The sequence below is a fragment of the Bacteroides sp. AF25-38AC genome, assembly GCF_003602995.1.
Taxonomy (GTDB): domain Bacteria; phylum Bacteroidota; class Bacteroidia; order Bacteroidales; family Bacteroidaceae; genus Bacteroides; species Bacteroides uniformis.
Genome location: NZ_QTMD01000011.1, coordinates 116,841 through 135,957, shown reverse-complemented (window position 1 = coordinate 135,957; position 19,117 = coordinate 116,841). Strand labels below are relative to the sequence as shown.

Here is a 19,117-nt window from a genome sequence, read left to right as displayed (position 1 = left end):
TCTTATGAAAAGTACATTCAGAACAATGGCAATCGCAGCGTGTTTCGCACTTGTATCTCTTACTTCATGTTACTTCCCCGGAAGCGACCAGTATAAAATAAAGTCGGCAACTAAGGAATATGTTAAGTCGCAGTTAGGCGAAGGTGAGAAATTCCGTTACGGATACCTGGAGCGTAAATGTGGTCGTAACGTAGACGGCAAATTTTGCAAGTATGCCGAAGTGCACTATGAGGTAATAAGCGCGTCGGGCGAAACTTCAGAGAAAATGCTCTTTCTGCTGATGTCGGAACATTGCGATTCCGTATTGGATATCTCGGAGGAGAGAGACAAGGAGTGGACCAATAAAGAAACTCTTTCGTCAGAAGAGATAAAGGCAATCATCGAGTCAGCTTTAAAAGACAAACTCTAAACACCGGCATTTATGAAAAAGATTCTTGTTATAGCTATCGTATGCCTGTTGGGTAGCTTTGCCGCAGCGGCACAAACAGTGAAAGTAAACGGTACAATTGTAGATGAACAGAACCGTCCGGTGGAATTTGTCAATGTAGCCCTGATTTCCTTGCCCGACTCTTCATTCGTTACGGAAAGCACCACTGATGGCAAAGGTAAATTTGCTTTGAGAGCCACTGCCGGTTCGGATTTCCTGTTAAGACTCTCTTATATCGGTTACGTCGGCGAACAGATTGTCATCAGGACTCCCCAAGGCACTGTGCAGATGGGAGACATTATCTTGAAAGAACAGTCGGTAGCACTGGACGAGGTGGTAATATCGGGCAGCAATATCACGCAGAAGGTAGACCGCATGGTTGTAGTACCCACCGCTACTGCCATGAAGAATTCCTATAATCCCTACGACCTGATGCTGAACCTTGCCATTCCGCACTTGAAGGTGGATGCTCTTGGTAAAGGCCTGGAAGCCAATGGCGGCAGCGTACAGACACGTATCAACGGTATTGTGGCTACCTCCACCGAAGTGGCAGCCCTCCTGCCCAAGGAGATTGTAAGAATAGAATTCATCGAAAATCCGGGAGAGCGCTATGGCGACAGCAGCCTGGGCGCTGTGGTGGACATCATTGTCCGCCGCCGCGAAACGGGTGGACTGGTCAATATACAAGCCACTAATGCTCCCCACATGTTGTTTAGCGAGGACAATGTGGTGGCAAAGTTCAATCATAACAAGTCACAATGGGGATTGTTCTATAACTTGTCTGCCCGTAACTTCAAAAAAACATATACGGATATAGACGAGACATATGTGTTGGAAAATAAGACGATACATCGTGTGCAGGAGGGGCTTCACGACCAAAACAAGCACTTTACCCACAATATCGACCTCTCTTACAATCTGACGGAGCAGGATAAGTACGTATTCAACGTCGTGTTCCGCAACAGTGTCTATGATGCCCCTTGCCTGAACCAGTCGAACAAGTTGTATGATGCTGCGGATGCCGATAACTATATCTTCTCCAGACTGAAGAACAAGCAGTCCAGCTACACTCCTTCGCTCGACCTTTATTACCAGCGTACATTACCGAAGAATCAGATGCTTACGATGAGCGTGACCGGTACGCTGATGCACACCGACAATAATAGGCTCTACCACGAATATACGCCTCAAGCCGAAGACCTGGCGATGATTGAAACAGATGTGACGGGGAATAAGCGTTCCATTATCGGTGAAGCCATCTACGACAAGCGTTTCAAGTTCCTCGTATTCAGCGCCGGATTGCGCCACTACCAGATGTATGCCAGGAACGAGTATGCAGGCTCTTCACCCGTCGTATCGGAAATGAACCAGGCAAAGACAGCGGCGTTTGCCGAGGTGCAGGGTAATATCAGGAAAGTGAGCTATGGTGTGAGTGCCGGACTGACCCGCTCTTATTTCAAGGAAGGAGGGGAGGAACATACCTACTATACCTTTACTCCCACTGTCCGTCTGAACTTCTCTCCGCACAAGAACGGCAACATCAACTATCGGTTCAATGTCGAACCCAAGATTCCTTCGCTCAGTGCATTGACCAATGTGGAGCAGGCGATAGATACCATCCAGATAGTACGCGGTAACCCGGCATTGGAGACTTACAGCGTTTTCAACAATACGTTGAACTATTCCTATATGAAGAAGAAGTTCGTCTTCATGCTGAATGTGACACATGGCTATCACAAGAATATCATCATGGAGAGTGTGTTTGCCGAGGGAGACAAGTTGGTTTCGATGAACGAGAACCAGCGTTCTGCACAGTTTCTGCGCTTTGGCCCTTCTTTCACATTCCGCGGACTGAACATTGGTAGTCTGAAGAATTTCCTGACGCTGAGTATAGATGGTGGATTTACACGTTACTGGTCTAACGGCAATACCTATACCCATACGTATAATGATTTCTATTACAACCTGGGTGCCGTGTTCAATTATAAGCAGTTCTCTCTGTTGGGACAATTCAGTAAAAGGGCGAACGAGCTGATGGGCGAAACGATTTATAAGGGTGAAAACCAGGCTGCTGTTTTAGCCACTTATACCCACAAGCGGCTGCAATTAGGAGCAGGGATGATGTTCCCGTTCACCAACAACTACAAGACGGGCAAGGAACGGGTGAGCAAAGTGGCGCCCTATACCTCGTGGAGTCATGCGAAAGAAATAGGACAGATGGCGGTTATCAAGCTGAGTTATAACTTCGAGTTTGGTAAGCGTTACAAATCATCCGGCAGACGCATCAATAACAGCGACAATGAATCGGGCATTCTGAATATAGATAAATGACAACTGTTCCCGTGCTTCGGAGGTGTGGGGTGATAAAAGAACGAAGGGCTTCCTCGCGGGAGTCCTTCGTTCTTTTTGCAGGTAATTATTTGAGAGAGAATTTAGTTTAGGTTTATAGTCATCAATCTGAGAATCTATGTTTTCTATGTTAGAGTTTATACAGTCCTTTCTTGGGATAGTCCAGTTCCGGATTACCCTTGTAGCCTACACTGCCGCTTCCGCTGGTGCGTACTTTCAGGAAATCTGTGGCATGGCACTTGATGTCGCCTGAACCGGCAACACTGGCAGATGCTTTCTTGGCAACGAAATCGGAAGCAAGCAAATCACCCGAACCTGCCACGCTGTATTCAGCTTCTTGGGTACTGCCGCTCAGGATGGCGGTACCCGAACCGGCAACGGATGCTCTGGTGAAGTTGGCGGTTACGTTATTCAGCTTCATGTCACCTGAACCTGCAACGGATACTTGGAGGTCATTGCAAGTGATGTTGCTGCTATTGATGTCTCCCGAGCCTGCGATGGAAATATCGAGGTCTGTGCAGGAGATGTTGTTTCCACTGATGTCACCCGAACCAGCCACAGAGATTTTGATGTCATCCGTCTTCAGTCCGTTTTTCAGTTCCACGTCTCCCGAACCTGCCACGGCAATGCCGTTCAGCTTTTCTGCGGACACACGTACTTCCAGTTTATTATAGGATACGCTGACGTTCTTCTTGAAGCCGATGTAGAGGGTATTGTCCTTGACACGGATATCCAGTAAGTCTACAATGTTGTCCGAGGTGTATACTTCCACTGTCGGTTTGCCGGACTTCTGCGTGTAGGTCACGTCGGGGCTGCCGGCTACACTCAGCTTGGTGAAGTTGTCCACTTTTATGTCTTTGGTTACATAATTCTTGCTTGCCTTGACCGTCTTGCTGCCGAAGCCTCCGGAACGGTATGTGTGTTGTTGTGAACAAGCGGTTGTACTGAATGCCAATAAGGCGATTGCGATAAATGTTGTTAGAGCTTTCATATTCTTTTGTTTTTTGTGATTCAGTATTTATTAGTTAGACGTGATCTACCTTGAAAAAGTTGCATATAAAAATGCTTTTTTCAAAGGACGCTCGGTCATCATACTTTAATCAATTATTGTGCCATAAGTGTAAAATGTTGATTATTAAAGGATAGTCGCTTTTGTGTAGTGTTCATTATCGGACACTCCGTCCGCTTTTGTCAGGTATTTGCTTGCGTTTTTGGACGATTCTTTGTTCATTTGCAAAGCCTCTTCCCGCCCCTTTCCTATGGGAGAGGCTTTGATTTATGACAGTAAACCGCATTATAGAAGATAAAGAGCTTGGTCCTTTGTTTGTCCGGGTCAATGCCCGGGCACGGCGTCTTACTTTCCGTACAAAGGAAGATGGAATTTACGTGACTGTGCCTCCCCGGACTTCTCTTGCCGAGGTAGAGAGTGCCATCGAGCAGCTTCGTCCGCGTCTGAAAGCTGCCAGACAGAAGCTGGTCAGAAAGCTGATTGATTTGGATTACCGCATTGATACGGAGTTCTTTAAACTGACGTTGGTCAGCGGACAACGGGAACGGTTCTTGTCCCGTTCGGAATTGGGGGAAATGCAGATAATCTGTCCTCCTGATGCCGATTTCTCGGATGAGAAGTTGCAGGCTTGGCTGCGCAAGGTAATTGAGGAAGCTTTACGGCGAAATGCGAAGATTATTCTTCCGCCCCGTCTGTATATGCTTTCCATGCAGCACAACCTTCCTTACAAGAGTGTGAAGATAAATTCCAGCAGCGGGCGTTGGGGAAGCTGTTCGGCACAAGGCAATATCAACCTTTCCTATTATCTGGTACTTCTTCCCAAGCATCTGATAGACTACGTGCTACTGCACGAACTGGCACATACCCGCGAGATGAATCACGGGGAGCGTTTCTGGGATTTGCTCGACCGGATGACTGATGGAAAGGCACAAGCATTGAGAGCGGAGCTTCGGAAATATCAAACGAAAATAAATGGTTAGAGATTAGTATGGACGGTAAGTAGTTCCTTGTTTTACAGACAGTGATACTGCAAAACTACTGCATACCTCTTGCACTGTCACTGCACTCCTTTTGCAGTGCTGCTGCAATACCTTTGCAGTGACACTGCAACTGTTTTGCAGTAACGCTGCAAAAGGTATGCAGTATCGCTGCAGTGTCACTGCAGGAGTTGTGTAATGTCTTTGCAGTAGCACTGCAAAAGTTATGTGATGTCTTTGTAGTGGCTGTTGGTAAGCCAGGAAAAAGCTTGTTGACTCCGAAATATGAGAGCAAAATGCTTCACAACTTTTTATCCCTAATTTTTTGCCAGCTGCTTCACCTCTTCCCCTTCCTTCTCGAACCGGTATTCGCCCCCTTTTTCGCTTAGCTCAAATAAGGAAAGCTTTTCAGTTGCATTGTTTACAATCATGAGTGCGTTTTGCTCGGCAAAGCGTTTCACTTCGATGGTGAAAGGTTCTTCTGCAATGGTGCGGTTCACCAGCAGGCTGTCGTTGATGAATATGGAAGTGGAATCTCCGGCAAATCCTTTCGTCAGTGTGATGGTGTATGTCTCGATGAAGTTGCGTTCTCCTTCTTTCCGTTGTTGCAGCCTCATGCTCATGTAGACAAAGATGACAACTACAAAAATCACGGCGAAAGCAAGGATGCCGTTGCCTATCATAAACTGCTTGTTGGTATTCAGTCGGTGTGCCATGGATAAAAAGGTTTTTTAAGAATGGTACAAATGTAATGAATAAATTTGAACCGACCGGCTTTTTACTTGCTGTATTCGCTCGGCGTCGTCCCAAATTGTTTCTTGAAGCTGGTCGAGAAATGGGACAGTGTACTGAATCCCGTCATGTCCGCTATCTCTGAGATGGTATATTTCCCTTCCTTTATCAATTTGGCGGCACGGTTCAGCTTGTAGGTCTTGAAGAATACGCTGGGGTTCTCACCCGTCAGCCCCTTTACCTTGTAATAGAATTTGGTGCGGGAGATTTTCAGCAGCTCGGTCATGCGCGCCACGTCCAGTTCCGGATTGGAGAGTTCGTTTTCCATCAGGTGGTAAAGTTCGGTCATGAAGGTGTTGTCTTGCGGGGAGAGCACGTTCTCCTCAATCTCATCCGTTTGGGTGGAACGGCTCAGGAGACTGCGCACTTTCTCACGGTTCTTCAGCTGGGATTTGATAAGCGCCAGCAGGTAGTTGGGCTCGAAAGGTTTCGTTACGTAGGCATCTGCACCGGTATTCAGACCTTCCACCTGGTTCTCTACAGTAGCTTTGGCTGTTACCAGTATCACGGGGATGTGGCATAGTTGCAAGTCTTCCTTTATCTGTCGGCAGAGGTCGTAACCGTTTCTTCCGGGCATCACTACATCGCTCAGTACGAGGTCGGGAGCTTCTTCGCTCATGGCTTTGAAGGCGCTGTCGGCATCGAAGCGGCAGACAACTTTGTAGACGGGAGAAAGCAGGGCCTTCAGGTAGTGGGCCACTTCCGTATCATCGTCTACCACCAGCAGGGTTTGCTTTTGTTGCCGGATGCTCTCTGTGTTTTCCAGTTGATACTGTTCTTCCGTTTGTATCGGAAACGCCTTGTTCTGTTCTTCTTCGGGGAGGGTACATTCTTCGGGGGTATAGGAGAGGTCATTCACCGGCAGCAGCAGGGTGAAGACGGCTCCGCTTCCTTCGGTACGGTTACCGGCTTTCAGATAGCCGTGATGCAGCAGCGCCAGGCTGCGGGCATAGTACAAGCCGATGCCGGTTCCCCAGTTATAGGTGCCTTTGGATTGATTGTCCAGTTGGTAGTAGCGTTCGAATACCTTCTCCAACTGTTCCTCGGGGATTCCGTTCCCGCTGTCGGCCACGGCAACTTTGACGTATTGCGTGTCGATGTCTTTGTCGGTCAGCGTAAAGAGACGCGCAGCCTCTTCGCGGGTAATGACGTCGAAGCACAGTTCCACTTTCCCACCGTTCGGAGTGAACTTCAAGGCGTTTGAAAGCAGGTTTCCTACAATCTTGTCCAGCTTGTCCACGTCCAGCCACATGAGGAAAGTATCCTCCAGGCCATAAGTGTTCAGTGCGATGCCTTTCTCGTTGGCGTTGATGCGGAAAATATCTACAAAGCGTTGCAGTTGCGAGATGATGTCAGTCCGTTTCACTCGCAGCTTCAGGGTGTCATTCTCCAGTTTGTTGAAGTCCATCAGCTGGTTCACCAGACGGAGCATGCGCCCCACACTGCGTTGTACGATGTAAAGCAGTTGTTTGTTTTCTCCCTCTATTTTGGGACTTTCGCAAAGTTGTGTTACCGGACCCGAAATCATGGTGAGTGGGGTGCGGAACTCGTGCGAGATGTTGGCAAAGAAACTCATGTTCATGCGGTTCACCCGTTGTTCCTGGTCCTTCTCCAGTTTGGCGCGTCGGGCGGTTTCTTTTTCCTGCTTAATGCGTAGCCAGGCACGGATGAAGATACCGATGATGGCGGCGGCAATGAGCAGATAGGTGCACCATGCCCACCATGTTTGCCAAGGGGCGGGCTTTACGATGACGCGTATGGAATTTTCCCTTTCTACAATGCTCTTGTCGTTATTGGTTATTTTAACTTTGAAGGTGTAGGTACCGGCAGGCAGATTGGCATAGTAGGCCTCGCGGTTGTTGCGGGCATCAATCCAATATTTGTCGAAACCGTCCATCTTGTAATAATAATGTACGCGTTCGTATTCGCAGTAGTCCAGTGCGGCAAAGGAGATGCTGAAACCATTCTGATTGTGGTCCAGGCAGATGTCCGGTCGGTAGGAAAGGTGCTTGTCTACACTTTTGCTGTCTTGTGGGCGTGCCAACCGGTTGTGTATCTTCAAATCCTCGAAGAGCAGTGGAATTTCCCGTTTGGTACTTACGTCCATAGGGTTGAAGAAAGTCAGCCCGTGCGTACCGCCAAAAACCAGTGTCCCGTCGGGCAGGCGGCATGAAGAACGGTCGTAAAACTGATTGCCGCCTATGCCGTCGGCGGCATAGTAGTTGGTAAATTTCCCTACGGTGCGGTCATATTTGCCCAGCCCGTATTGTGTGCCTGCCCATATATTGCCTTGTGCATCTTCCTCAATGCAAGAGATGTCCCGGCAGGGTGTACCCTCTATGGTCTCGATTTTTCCGGTGGCGGCAGAATAGTGCAGCAGTCCGTTGCTGACGGTTCCAATCCATACATCTCCACGACTGTCTTCGAAGATGTCGGTAGGGATGAATACTGAACGTTGGATACAAGCTTGCCAGTCGGTGTTCTCGAATGGTACTTCAGCGCTTTCCCAATTGTCGGGATTGATTTGCATGACTGGGGTCATGAAGGCAGTGGCCCACATCTTTCCGTTGTTGAGTGGAAGGAGTCCGGGTATGAAGGTTCCCGTCCAGGAAAATACTTTTGTTTGGACAAATTCTTTTTCTTCACGCTTTTTGGCGTAAAGTTTGGGGCTGTGTGTACCCACCCAAATTGTTCCACGGCTATCTTGTGCAAACGACAGTGGTAGGAAGATGTCATGAATAGCCTCTGTCTTCAATATGCCGTTTTTATAGCTGCATTTCATCACCTTGCTCGCATAGAGGGCCGCCAGCCAGATGTAGCCCTCATCATCTACGAATACGCGTGTGATGTCCGGTTTGTCGGTAGCGCTTTTTCCCGGAAGTCCAGCCGAGTCCACTTCTTTCACTGCGTGGCTGTCCATGTTGTAAACGTACAGCCCGTCTATCATGGTGGCCATCCAGAGATTTCGCTCCTTGTCCACTGCCACGGACAGCACTGACTTCCGGTTCAGGTATGAACTGAGATGGTTGTTGGTGTTGAAACGTTCTTTGTAGTTATAGCGCACGACATACCCTTGGTCTACAGAGCCTATCCATAGGTTTTTCTGTGAGTCGGTAAACATGGTGCTTATCTTGAAGTGAGGCACTTCGAAGGGAAAACCGTTTTCGCTCTGATGTATCACGTATCCTTCCACGTAGTTGTAGAGAAACATTCCTTGTTGGTCGGTATTCAGCAACAAGCTGTTGCTGCCGTAAGGGTGGATGTAATTGACGTTGGCATGCAGCAGCGGATGGCTCCGGAGGGCTTGGGGTGTTTCCTTGAACTTGTGCGTATGTGTGTCGAACAATGTTATCTGGCGGTTTCCCGCCAGCCATAGGATTCCGTTAGCCTGCATGAAGAAGTAGGTGGGAGAAAAGCCCTGCATTGGAATGGAGTCTTCCAGTGCCAGTGTGGAGGAGTTGTAGCGGCGCAGAGACAGCGGGGTCACTGCCCACAGTTTGTTGCTCTGGTCTATGAAGCAGCGGTTGTTGAAGGTATAGTTCGGGTCGAATATCTTGATGGGTACGTCAAATTTATGTGTTTGCGGATTATATACGGCAAGGTTGTGCATCATGTTCAGAAAAATCTTTCCGTCTTTGTTTTCAAGTATCTGGATGCCGTTCTTGTTGGGGAAGTCCAGTGGGATATTTTGGAAATTATCTTTGTCCGTGTATAGGCTGGTTCCATTTACGGTGACTACCCACAACCGGCCTTGTGAATCGCGGAAGAGGTCGTTGATTTGATTATCGGGTATATCCAGTGAGTCATCCGTACAGTAATACTGATGATATTCATGTACATTATATTTGTTCACCCCTCGTGAAGTTCCTATCCAAATGTGTCCTTGTGCATCTTCGGCAAAGGCGGTGACCTTCTGGTTGGAGAGGTCATTGGTGATGACCGGGCTTTCGATGCTGCCTTCCGGTGCGGTCTTTGTGTCCGACGGGTTGCATGCGGTGATTAAACACAATAGAAGTAGGTATTTAATGTATTTCATAATATATAGTGTAGACTAAAAGCATTGGCATGTCATCCATTTGTTTTGTTCAACGAATCTCTGCATTACGATGCGAAAATACTCATAAAAATTGAGAGAGAGACTGCCGGAGAGCATGTTTTGAACAAATCTGCAAACATTTGAACATTGGAGAAAGCTGTTTTGAACATCGGGGAAAGCCGTTTGGATAACGTAGAAAATCCTTCTGGGGAGAATGTGCTAATATTGCAATCATAAAAACATAAAACTAATACATAATATGAAAAAGCAATTCTTGTCAGTGTTAGCATTCACCGCCATCCTACTTTCCTCGTGCGGAGGGACAGCTAAAATAGAGAAAGCATCTGCTTGTGGGCAGGAGGGGGAGATTACGGCTTCTTCGGCAACCGCCATTGCCGAGACCGAATCAGGAAAAGTAGCCGGATATGTGGAAAATGGTATCTATATATATAAAGGTATCCCATATGCCAAAGCCGAACGTTTTATGCCGCCCGTGGCCGCTGATAAATGGGAAGGCGTCCGCAGCAGCCGTGCCTATGGCCCTACTTGTCCGCAAGGCAAGCGCATGGGATGGTACAGCGACGAACAGGCGTTTGCCTTCAACTGGGATGACGGTTATCCTGACGAGAATTGTCTGCGGGTGAATATCTGGACACCGGGACTGAAAGACGGGAAGAAACGCCCCGTCATGGTGTGGCTGCATGGTGGAGGTTATTCCGCCGGCAGTGGTCAGGAGCTTCCCTCGTATGACGGAACAAATCTGGCAAAGAAAGGGGATGCAGTGGTTGTGACGCTGAATCATCGTCTCAACGTCCTGGGTTTTCTCGACCTTTCCGCCTATGGCGATAAATATGCAAAATCGGGCAATGCCGGACTGCTTGACTTGGTGGCGGCACTGCAATGGGTGAATAAGAATATAGAATCTTTTGGCGGAGATGCCCGGAATGTTACCATTTTCGGTCAGTCCGGTGGGGGAGGCAAGGTCTCTACGTTGCTTGCCACACCGTCGGCGAGAGGCTTGTTCCATAAAGCCATTGTACAAAGCGGATCTATGCTTCGTACGATGGAGCAAAAGTATTCTCGTCGCATTGGCAGTGCGGTTATGGAGGAGCTGGGACTGAATGCTTCGCAGATAGATGAATTACAGAAAGTACCTTACGACAAATTGCTTGCCGCAGGCGAAAAGGCCGTTGCCAAAATGCGTGTAGAGGCTGATAAAGAAGGAGTGGCTTCTTTTATCTTTGGCTGGGCTCCCACGGTAGATGGCGATGTGCTGCCAGCACAGCCTTTCGACCCTCAGGCTCCGGTGCAAAGCAAGGACATTCCGGTGATGATAGGCACTACCCTGCACGAGTTTACCGCAAGCACTTACTTCCCGCCTTTGCGGAGCATGACGAAGGAGCAGGTTGTGGAGCAGATTAAAAAGAAATATGGTGAACGTACGGATGATTTTCTGAAAGCTTTTGAGCAGGCCTACCCCGGTTATCAGCCCAAGGACCTGGTGGATGTGGACTTCATTTTCCGCCCCGGCGCAGTGGAGCAGGCCAAACTGAAGTCGGCACAGCAAGGTGCACCGGTCTATATGTATATGTTTGCTTGGGAATCGCCCGTGATGGACGGAATACTCCGCAGCACGCATTGTATGGAGATTCCTTTTGTGTTCAACAATGTCGTGCGCCATGCTTCGATGACCGGAGGCGGAAAGGCGGCACAAGTGCTGGCGGACAAGATGAGCAGTGCGTGGCTGAACTTTGCCCGTACGGGGAATCCCAATACTGAAGGTTTGCCCGAGTGGGAACCTTATACAGCTGATAAGGGAGCAACGATGATTTTCGATAATGATTGTGGCATGAAGTACAATCATGACAAGGAACTGCTTGAGGTGGTGATGACCTTTCCGGTGCGTGGATTCTGACATTTTTTTAAGAGCCCTTTTTATTATTAACATAAATCTAATATTTAATCAAATGAAACAAAATCTGAAACAAACAGCTCGGGAGAGATTTGCGGCTATGACACTCTTCCTATTGATTTGTCTCCCTTTCAGTCTGGTACAAGCTCAGACGGTGAAGGTGAATGGTAGAGTTACTGATGACCTGAACGAACCGATGATTGGCGTGAGTATCGTTGAGAAAGGTACTGCCAACGGTTGTATTACCGACATTGATGGTAACTATACTCTGAATGTGAAGCAAGGGGCTACCCTTGTGTATTCTTATATCGGCTATGTCGCTCTTGAACGGAAAGCCGTAGCGGGAGTAATGAACATCATCTTAAAAGAAGACGCTCAGGCATTGGACGAAGTAGTTGTAGTGGGATATGGTGTACAGAAGAAAAGTTCAGTGACGGGTGCCATCTCGCAGGTGAAGTCCGAGGATATCCAGAATCGTTCTATAACCCGTGCCGAAGAAGCCTTACAAGGCAAGACGGCCGGGGTACAGCTGGTGTCTACTACTTCTCAGCCGGGTTCATCACCTACTATCCGTATCCGTGGTTTCTCTTCCAATGGAACATCTGACCCCTTGTATGTAGTGGATGGACTTATCGTCAACGATTTAAGCTCTATCGACCCTAATAATATCAAGAGTATGGAGGTATTGAAGGATGCCGCTTCGGCAGCCATCTATGGTGCCCAGGCTGGTAATGGTGTTGTATTGATTACGACCAAAAGTGGAAGTCAGGGTACTAGTAGTATCTCTTACGATTTCCAGTATTCTATCAACAGCCTAGCACGTCGTCCTGAATTGTTGAATTCTCAGGAGTACCTTACACAGATGAAGGAAGCTGACCCTACTTTTACTGACGTTAATATTCGAGAGTTGATAAGCAATGGTGTATGGGATGGAGTGTCGTCAACAGATTGGTATGATGTGGCATTTAATGCTTCTCCTGCTTCCCGTCATACAGTCACCTTTCAAGGTGCCAATGACAAAGGCTCATATTTCTTGTCACTTAATAATTTGTATGATAATGGTATCATTCGTGAGGACCGTGATACCTACAAGCGCCTTTCTGTCATGCTGAATGCTGACTACAAGATCAAGCCTTGGCTGAAAGTGGGTACTACTGCCAATTATGCCAATTATACGAGCAAAGCCATCAGTGATGGTAGTGGTGGAACTTCTTATGTAAGTATGATAGCTACTGTTATGACCTTGGCTCCTTACATTGCTGATACTTATCCGGCTGACGCTTTGCCCACACAGATGCAAGCACAGATAGCTAATGGTTTTACACTTTTACAGAATGCCAATGGTGATTATTACAGCTGTTTGGGCACAATGGAACAAGTACATCCGATGGTGGCTATCCGTATGAACGACAAGAAGAATACGGGCAACAGCCTGATGGGTACCCTATATGCCAATTTTACTCCGATTAAGGATTTAGTGTTCACCACTCGTTTGGGTTATCGTATTGCCACGGATAATACTTACACTCACAACAATTTGTATTATGGTTCTGCCTCAGCTTCAAATAAAGACAGAAACGGCGTAACTCGCACCAGCTTATCTACTACTTATTACCAATGGGAGAACTTTGTCAACTATAATACCACCTTGTTGGATACACATAATATCTCTGCCATGTTGGGTATGTCTTATTCGCAGTCTGACCAGATTTATGTGTCTGCTGGTGTAGACAAGATAGCCAAAGATAACCTTTTGTATGCGGATGTGGACTGGCCGGCCGGCGATGCGGTAAAAAGTACCGGTGGACATAATTATATTTACCGCAAACTGTCTTACTTTGGTCGTGTGGGTTATGACTATAAGAACCGCTACATGGCTCAGTTTGCCATGCGTGCTGACGCTGCTGATGCTTCTGTATTGCCTCCGACGAATCGCTGGGGATACTTTCCTTCTGCTTCGGTGGGATGGACTATATCCAATGAAGACTTTTTTGCAGAGAACAATCACACTCCTATTACATTTCTGAAAGTGAGGAGCAGTTGGGGACAGAATGGTAGTACAAGTAATCTGAGTGGGTATAAATATTCTAATGCCTTGATTACGAATGCAGCTGGGTATCCTTTCAGCAATAGTAAAATAAATTATATGACATCTGCTCAGCCTTCCCAACTTTATAATCCTGATTTGAAGTGGGAAACTTCTGAGCAATTGAATATTGGTCTTGACCTTCGCGCTTTCAAGGACCGCTTTTCTTTGAGTATGGATTGGTATAAGAAGAAAACGAAAGATTTGATTGTATCTAACATTATTATTCCGTATGAGGCAGGAAATTCTGCTGCTCCTATGAATGCTGGTAATGTAGTAAATGAAGGTTTTGAGCTGGAAGCTTCTTGGCGCGATAATATTGGAGATTTTAGCTATTCGGTTTCAGGAAACATCGCTACGTTGAAGAATGAAGTTACTTACCTTGATCCACACGTTAGTGGTGGACGTATTGAAGGAAGTACTACAATGGCTTCCAATGGTTCATTCTCTGCTTTTGAGGAAGGTTTTCCGGTATGGTATTTCCGTGGTTATCAAGTAGACCATTTGAATGAAAACGGTGATCCCGTATTCAGAGATAATGATGGTAATGGTTCTATCAATGCCAATGACAAGGCTATGATTGGCAAACCAATGCCGGATTTTACTTATGGTCTTACGTTGACAGCCAGCTACAAAAACTTTGACTTGTCGGTATTTGGTAATGGTTCGGTAGGTAATGATGTGTTTATGTCCTACAGCTATAACCGGATTCTGTATTCGTTGAAAGAGATGTACGATCAGCGTTGGACGCCACAAAATCTTTCTGCCAAATATGCTCGTCCGCAACTGACGAATGCGGATAAATACGGTTTGTCTGATGCTTATGTTTTCGATGGCTCTTATTTCCGTATCAAGCAAATTCAGTTGGGATATACCTTCCCAAAACAATGGACAAAGAAAATCATGATAGACAACTTACGTGTCTATGCATCTTTGGATAACTTTTTCTTGTTTACCAAATATCCTGGACTCGATCCTGAAGTGTCTTCTACTACCACAAGTGGTATGGGGGTAGACTATGGTAACTATCCGACAACAAAAAAGGTAGTATTTGGATTATCGGTAACATTTTAATATATAACCTTTTGAATATTAATAAACTTATGAAAAGAGAAATATTATTGGGATTAATGGCAGGTGTGATCTCGTTTACATCTTGCGACGTTGACTTATTGGACATTCCACAGCAAGGTGTGACAAATGAAGAGGCTTTTTATAAAACTGACCAGGATTGTGAAGAGGCTATTGCTGCCGTTTATCGTTCGTGGCGTACGGCTTTCTCCGGAGGTCATAGAGGAGCTTCGCAATATGCCAACGGCTTTTTCGTGAAGAATCTTTTGGCAGATGATTTTAATACAGGAGGTTCACGATCAGACCAGACTTATGCACAGGAAATATTTGAAAGTGCAGCCATGCCTACTAATGGCTGGATAGAGACTTATTATAAGGATCTGTATACTACGATCTATTTATGTAACCTGGTGATAGAAAAATTCAATTCAGAGGACAGTGTCATTAAAGCTCGCAATATTGCTGAAGCTAAGTTCTATCGTGCGCTTTGCTATTTTGAACTGACTACTCTTTGGGGTAATCCTCCTTTGGTAGATAGGGTGTTGAAGAATTCGGAAGAATATAAAGTGTCTAATTCTACACGTGAAAAATTGTGGGAGTTTATTGAAACAGATTTGACGGAAGCTATTAATTCCGGTGTGCTTACTTCGAAAACTAGTGTGGATGATAAGGATGGATGTACCCGTGCTACTTTGGAAGCAGCCAAGACATTATTGGGCAAGTCTTACTTATACCAACAAAAATTTACTGATGCTAAAAGTCTGTTCAAGGATGTTATTGGTTCTGGTAAGTATGATTTGGAAGACGATATCAATATTTTCTATCATACAGCAGGAAATGGAAGTAAGGAATATGTATTGGAGTGTACCCGTCATTATGATACTGCTAATATGTATGCACAAGGTGGCTGGTATGGTATTTTGGCTAACTGGGCGTTTGGTTATGGGTTTATAGCAGGTCCGGAATCGTCCTCTCATTTTAGATTTAATGCAACCAGTGGCTATAGTTATTTCAATCCTACTAAATCGTTGTATGAGGCTTATGTAGCAGAAGAAGGAGTGGATGGGTATCGTGTAAGTAGCTGGATTCGTACCTTTGAACAAGTTGTAGGAATGAACATTGGTATAAATTCTACAGCAAATAGATATGGCAATGAGGGCTATTTCCGTTTGAAATGGTTGGCAAGCTTAGATGACGAAAATGTGTCATATTGGTGCGGTAATCAGAGCTGTACACCGGTTATTCGCTATGCTGATGTCTTGCTGATGATGGCAGAATGCTGTATTCAAACAAACGATCCTGATGCCGATATTTATCTGAATAAAGTACGTACAAGAGCTCAATTGCCTTCTAAGTCAAATGTTACGATGGATGACTTAAAGCTGGAACGTCGGTTAGAACTTGCTATGGAAGCAGTGCGTTTCCAAGACTTGATACGTTGGGGAGATGCACCTATTGTGTTGGCTGATAAAGGTAAGAAATTGCCAAACTTCCTTATAGTTCCTAAAGAAGGAAATGATTTGACTACTGCTAAAGGTATATATAATGCTCAGTATGATACTTCTGTATCTTATACAGAGAATGAAAGAGAATTGGCAGGTTGGACACCTAATCGTGATGAATTACTGCCATATCCGGAAAATGAGATTGAGGTAAATCCTAATATTGTTCAAAACCCGGGATATTGATGTGGATTGATGATATAGCCTCTCTCTTTTTGCTGGGGGGAGGCTGTCTCTAGTTTATATGAAAGTTGATTATGTAGTTTATAATGTATTATCTGTGTCAAGAGATTCTTAAATATATGATTATGAAGAAAGGTTTATTATTTATAGTTGTTCTATTTTCTTTTGTGGGAACATGGTCACAAGTTGTTTTCAAGAATGATGAGGTGACTGTATCTAAGCTGAAAGATAAAACATGGGTGTTTGAAACATGGGATTTTACTACTATGTATTTGTTGGAGGGTAATGATAAAGCTGCATTGATTGATGCGGGTACTCGTTGCGCTGATTTGGATAAGATTGTAGAGAGTATCACTAATAAACCTTATGATGTCATTATCACTCACGCACATCCGGATCATGCTGGGTGTATCGGCTATTTCGACGAGGTTTGGATGCATCGTAACGATAGTATACTTATCAAGGAACGAACAGTGAACTATACTGGTAAGGTACGTTATATGGAGGAAGGACAAGTATTTGATTTGGGAGGACGTAAACTGGAAGTTATGCTGATGGCAGGACATACACCGGGTTCTATTGTTCTTCTTGACCGTGAACAAGGAGATTGTTATTCGGGTGATGCTTTCGGCTCAGGAGAGGTATGGTTGCAATGTGTACCAATGTCTCCAATAGAAACTTTTTATCAATCTTGTTGTCGTATGGAGAAACTGATGACGGATGGAAGTATCAGTAGAATATGGTGTGGACATTATCCATATTTAAAGAATTATCTGTCTCTAAGCTATATTCAGACTATGAAAAAAATGTCCCGCCGGTTGGCTGATGGAGAACAAAATGGAGCCAGACCATACAATAATTTTGCAATTCCGCAACCCTCTACAACTCGTAGCATATCTGACGGTTTTTGCAAGATTGTTTATGATGTCAGAAACATTGTCATTAAAAGGAAAAGTATTGACTCGCATCATGCAATTATATTGGATCGTCTCCCCAAAGTAGAGCAAGAAGCATATATGTATCGTGATACTTGTACGCAGGTTGATGGCCGTTTTGCGGGCTTTTCTCCTTTTTTCCTTATATATCCGGATAAACGTTGTGACGTAACTCAAGCTGAATCCTTGATTAAGGAGATGGGGATGGATAGTATTCTACATAAATTTTCTGCATCGGTATGTGTTATGAATCCTTTGGGTAATACTTATGATATGGAAAAAGATTTGTCGGCTTTCCAAACTTTTTTTAAAGGTATGCGTGTTGTTAATAATCTAAAAGTTATAGGTATTGGACAAGGAGCAACTTTTGTGAACAAGGCCATAGCACGGAACGCTGAGGCTGTGGCTGGTATAGTTACTATTGGCGGTAATCCTGGCAAGTATGAACTAGATGATTGTCCTGTACCGACATTCGTTGCTGGTGCTAGAAGTAAACAGGTGACCAACTCTTATGTAAAACTTAATAAGGCTGTTAAGACTGCAGTAAAGGGCAACCTAACATTCTATGTCAATACAGATGAAGAACTGTTGCAAGTAGTTTCATCGAGCGATACAAGTGCATCGTTGAAAGAGACTTTTTTGGAAGCTTGGGTTCAAGTGTTGTCTAAAAACTATCGTTTTAATAATTATAAACATACATGGTATATGGGAGGTACTCCTGAAAAGTATGGAACTTATGAGCTTGAACCATATATCATGCCTGAAGAGTGGGGGATAACTCGGCGGGTTATGGAAACGAATTTGCTGGGTACTGGAACTTTTTTGTGGTATGAATTTCATCCTGAAGCAACATTGAAAGCGCCTAGAGGAACTGTACCTTTATTGCTCTTGCTGCATGGCAATGAGAATGATCCGCGTACACAAGCTGAGACCTCTGGTTTCATTGAACTCTGCGCAAAAGAAAATTTTGTAGTTGTGGAACTTGAATGGCAGGGTAGTAAAGATTATGCCCGGATGGGTATGGATGGTATTGAACAGGTTGTATATTATTTGTTGAAGACTTATCCTCAGCTTGATGCTTCACGTGTCTACACAGAAGGTTTGTCTGCTGGATCTGCCACTTCTACAGGATTAGGAATACGAAAATCATATCTGTTTGCTGCGGTAGGTGGCTTTTCGGCAGGTATATTGCCTGGAAGTTACCGGTTTGATTGTGATCGGCAATCTTTGTTGGGTGAAGCGATCCAAAAGAGTGGTGCAGTAGAAATGCCCTATTTTTCTGCAACAGGAACCAGTGATACTGTAGTACCATTTATAAATAAAGATAATTGGCAGAAGAATGCTTTTTTTGCTGCATGGCAAATATATCAGATTATGAATGGTATGTCGGTTACAGAACGTCCAGATTTTAGTAAGGACACTATTTTTGGTATTACTCTTGAGAATCGTGAAACAATTTGGACGAATAAAGGTATTTCGATGGAAACTGGTGTGTTGAGTAAAAATGGGGTACCTCTTATTCAGATGGTTGCGGTCAATGATTATGGACATTGGAATTTTAAACCTGCAGCAAAAATGATGTGGGATTATTTTATGCAATTCTCACGTGATCCACAAACGAAGGAGCTTATTTATCATGGAAGAAAATAATAAAGTTGATGTCTTGATATAATATATAGTGAAGCATTAGAGATGTTTTATAAAAATGATGCGAAATAGGTATCTTTTTTATTGAAACAACGGTCTTCCCTCCCACCTAACTTAGATTGCTTGTACGTGAATGTATGGGTGACGGCGATGAACGATGGTACGAAGCTAAACTAATAATTAAATTAATT

At 45.0% G+C, this 19,117-nt stretch carries 10 protein-coding genes; 7 read left to right on the top strand and 3 right to left on the bottom strand.

Going from position 1 to position 19,117, the window contains the following annotated elements; all coding sequences use genetic code 11:
- Nucleotides 1-4 precede the first annotated feature (4 nt).
- Nucleotides 5-409, top strand: coding sequence for a hypothetical protein (locus DWY55_RS09730; protein ID WP_005825870.1), 405 nt, complete (start codon nucleotides 5-7; stop codon nucleotides 407-409).
- A gap of 12 nt (nucleotides 410-421) precedes the next feature.
- Nucleotides 422-2,758 (top strand): carboxypeptidase-like regulatory domain-containing protein, encoded by a 2,337-nt coding sequence (locus DWY55_RS09725; protein ID WP_009037382.1) that lies wholly within the window; start codon nucleotides 422-424, stop codon nucleotides 2,756-2,758.
- Between the two features lie 148 nt (nucleotides 2,759-2,906).
- Here the strand turns inward: DWY55_RS09725 and DWY55_RS09720 are convergent, their stop codons facing one another.
- Nucleotides 2,907-3,767 carry a head GIN domain-containing protein gene (locus DWY55_RS09720; protein ID WP_009037381.1) on the bottom strand — a complete coding sequence of 287 codons (861 nt, stop codon included), beginning with the start codon at nucleotides 3,765-3,767 and terminating at the stop codon, nucleotides 2,907-2,909.
- Between the two features lie 287 nt (nucleotides 3,768-4,054).
- Between DWY55_RS09720 and DWY55_RS09715 the strand changes: the two genes are divergently transcribed.
- Nucleotides 4,055-4,765: a SprT family zinc-dependent metalloprotease gene (locus DWY55_RS09715; protein ID WP_005825865.1), complete on the top strand. Its 711-nt coding sequence runs from the start codon at nucleotides 4,055-4,057 to the stop codon at nucleotides 4,763-4,765.
- Between the two features lie 314 nt (nucleotides 4,766-5,079).
- Here the strand turns inward: DWY55_RS09715 and DWY55_RS09710 are convergent, their stop codons facing one another.
- Nucleotides 5,080-5,478 carry a hypothetical protein gene (locus tag DWY55_RS09710; protein ID WP_005825862.1) on the bottom strand — a complete coding sequence of 133 codons (399 nt, stop codon included), beginning with the start codon at nucleotides 5,476-5,478 and terminating at the stop codon, nucleotides 5,080-5,082.
- A 62-nt stretch (nucleotides 5,479-5,540) separates the two neighbouring features.
- The gene (locus DWY55_RS09705) at nucleotides 5,541-9,590 is read right to left on the bottom strand and encodes a hybrid sensor histidine kinase/response regulator transcription factor (RefSeq protein ID WP_117878275.1); all 4,050 of its coding nucleotides are present in this window, start codon (nucleotides 9,588-9,590) and stop codon (nucleotides 5,541-5,543) included.
- A 259-nt stretch (nucleotides 9,591-9,849) separates the two neighbouring features.
- Between DWY55_RS09705 and DWY55_RS09700 the strand changes: the two genes are divergently transcribed.
- From DWY55_RS09700 to DWY55_RS22335, 4 genes are all read left to right on the top strand, one after another.
- Nucleotides 9,850-11,505, top strand: coding sequence for a carboxylesterase/lipase family protein (locus tag DWY55_RS09700; RefSeq protein WP_117878273.1), 1,656 nt, complete (start codon nucleotides 9,850-9,852; stop codon nucleotides 11,503-11,505).
- A 52-nt stretch (nucleotides 11,506-11,557) separates the two neighbouring features.
- Nucleotides 11,558-14,662, top strand: coding sequence for a SusC/RagA family TonB-linked outer membrane protein (locus DWY55_RS09695; protein WP_117878271.1), 3,105 nt, complete (start codon nucleotides 11,558-11,560; stop codon nucleotides 14,660-14,662).
- Nucleotides 14,663-14,691: 29 nt separating this feature from the next.
- Nucleotides 14,692-16,347 carry a RagB/SusD family nutrient uptake outer membrane protein gene (locus DWY55_RS09690; RefSeq protein WP_117878269.1) on the top strand — a complete coding sequence of 552 codons (1,656 nt, stop codon included), beginning with the start codon at nucleotides 14,692-14,694 and terminating at the stop codon, nucleotides 16,345-16,347.
- Nucleotides 16,348-16,469: 122 nt separating this feature from the next.
- Entirely contained in the window at nucleotides 16,470-18,929 is a 2,460-nt protein-coding gene (locus DWY55_RS22335; protein ID WP_230373588.1) for an MBL fold metallo-hydrolase, read from the top strand.
- Nucleotides 18,930-19,117: the final 188 nt, after the last annotated feature.

What these genes read in the sequence shown, in the direction of transcription:
- DWY55_RS09730 (WP_005825870.1), top strand. Translation starts at nt 5, where the DNA reads ATGAAAAGTACATTCAGAACAATGGCAATCGCAGCGTGTTTCGCACTT.
- DWY55_RS09725 (WP_009037382.1), top strand. Translation starts at nt 422, where the DNA reads ATGAAAAAGATTCTTGTTATAGCTATCGTATGCCTGTTGGGTAGCTTT.
- DWY55_RS09720 (WP_009037381.1), bottom strand. Translation starts at nt 3,767, where the DNA reads ATGAAAGCTCTAACAACATTTATCGCAATCGCCTTATTGGCATTCAGT.
- DWY55_RS09715 (WP_005825865.1), top strand. Translation starts at nt 4,055, where the DNA reads ATGACAGTAAACCGCATTATAGAAGATAAAGAGCTTGGTCCTTTGTTT.
- DWY55_RS09710 (WP_005825862.1), bottom strand. Translation starts at nt 5,478, where the DNA reads ATGGCACACCGACTGAATACCAACAAGCAGTTTATGATAGGCAACGGC.
- DWY55_RS09705 (WP_117878275.1), bottom strand. Translation starts at nt 9,590, where the DNA reads ATGAAATACATTAAATACCTACTTCTATTGTGTTTAATCACCGCATGC.
- DWY55_RS09700 (WP_117878273.1), top strand. Translation starts at nt 9,850, where the DNA reads ATGAAAAAGCAATTCTTGTCAGTGTTAGCATTCACCGCCATCCTACTT.
- DWY55_RS09695 (WP_117878271.1), top strand. Translation starts at nt 11,558, where the DNA reads ATGAAACAAAATCTGAAACAAACAGCTCGGGAGAGATTTGCGGCTATG.
- DWY55_RS09690 (WP_117878269.1), top strand. Translation starts at nt 14,692, where the DNA reads ATGAAAAGAGAAATATTATTGGGATTAATGGCAGGTGTGATCTCGTTT.
- DWY55_RS22335 (WP_230373588.1), top strand. Translation starts at nt 16,470, where the DNA reads ATGAAGAAAGGTTTATTATTTATAGTTGTTCTATTTTCTTTTGTGGGA.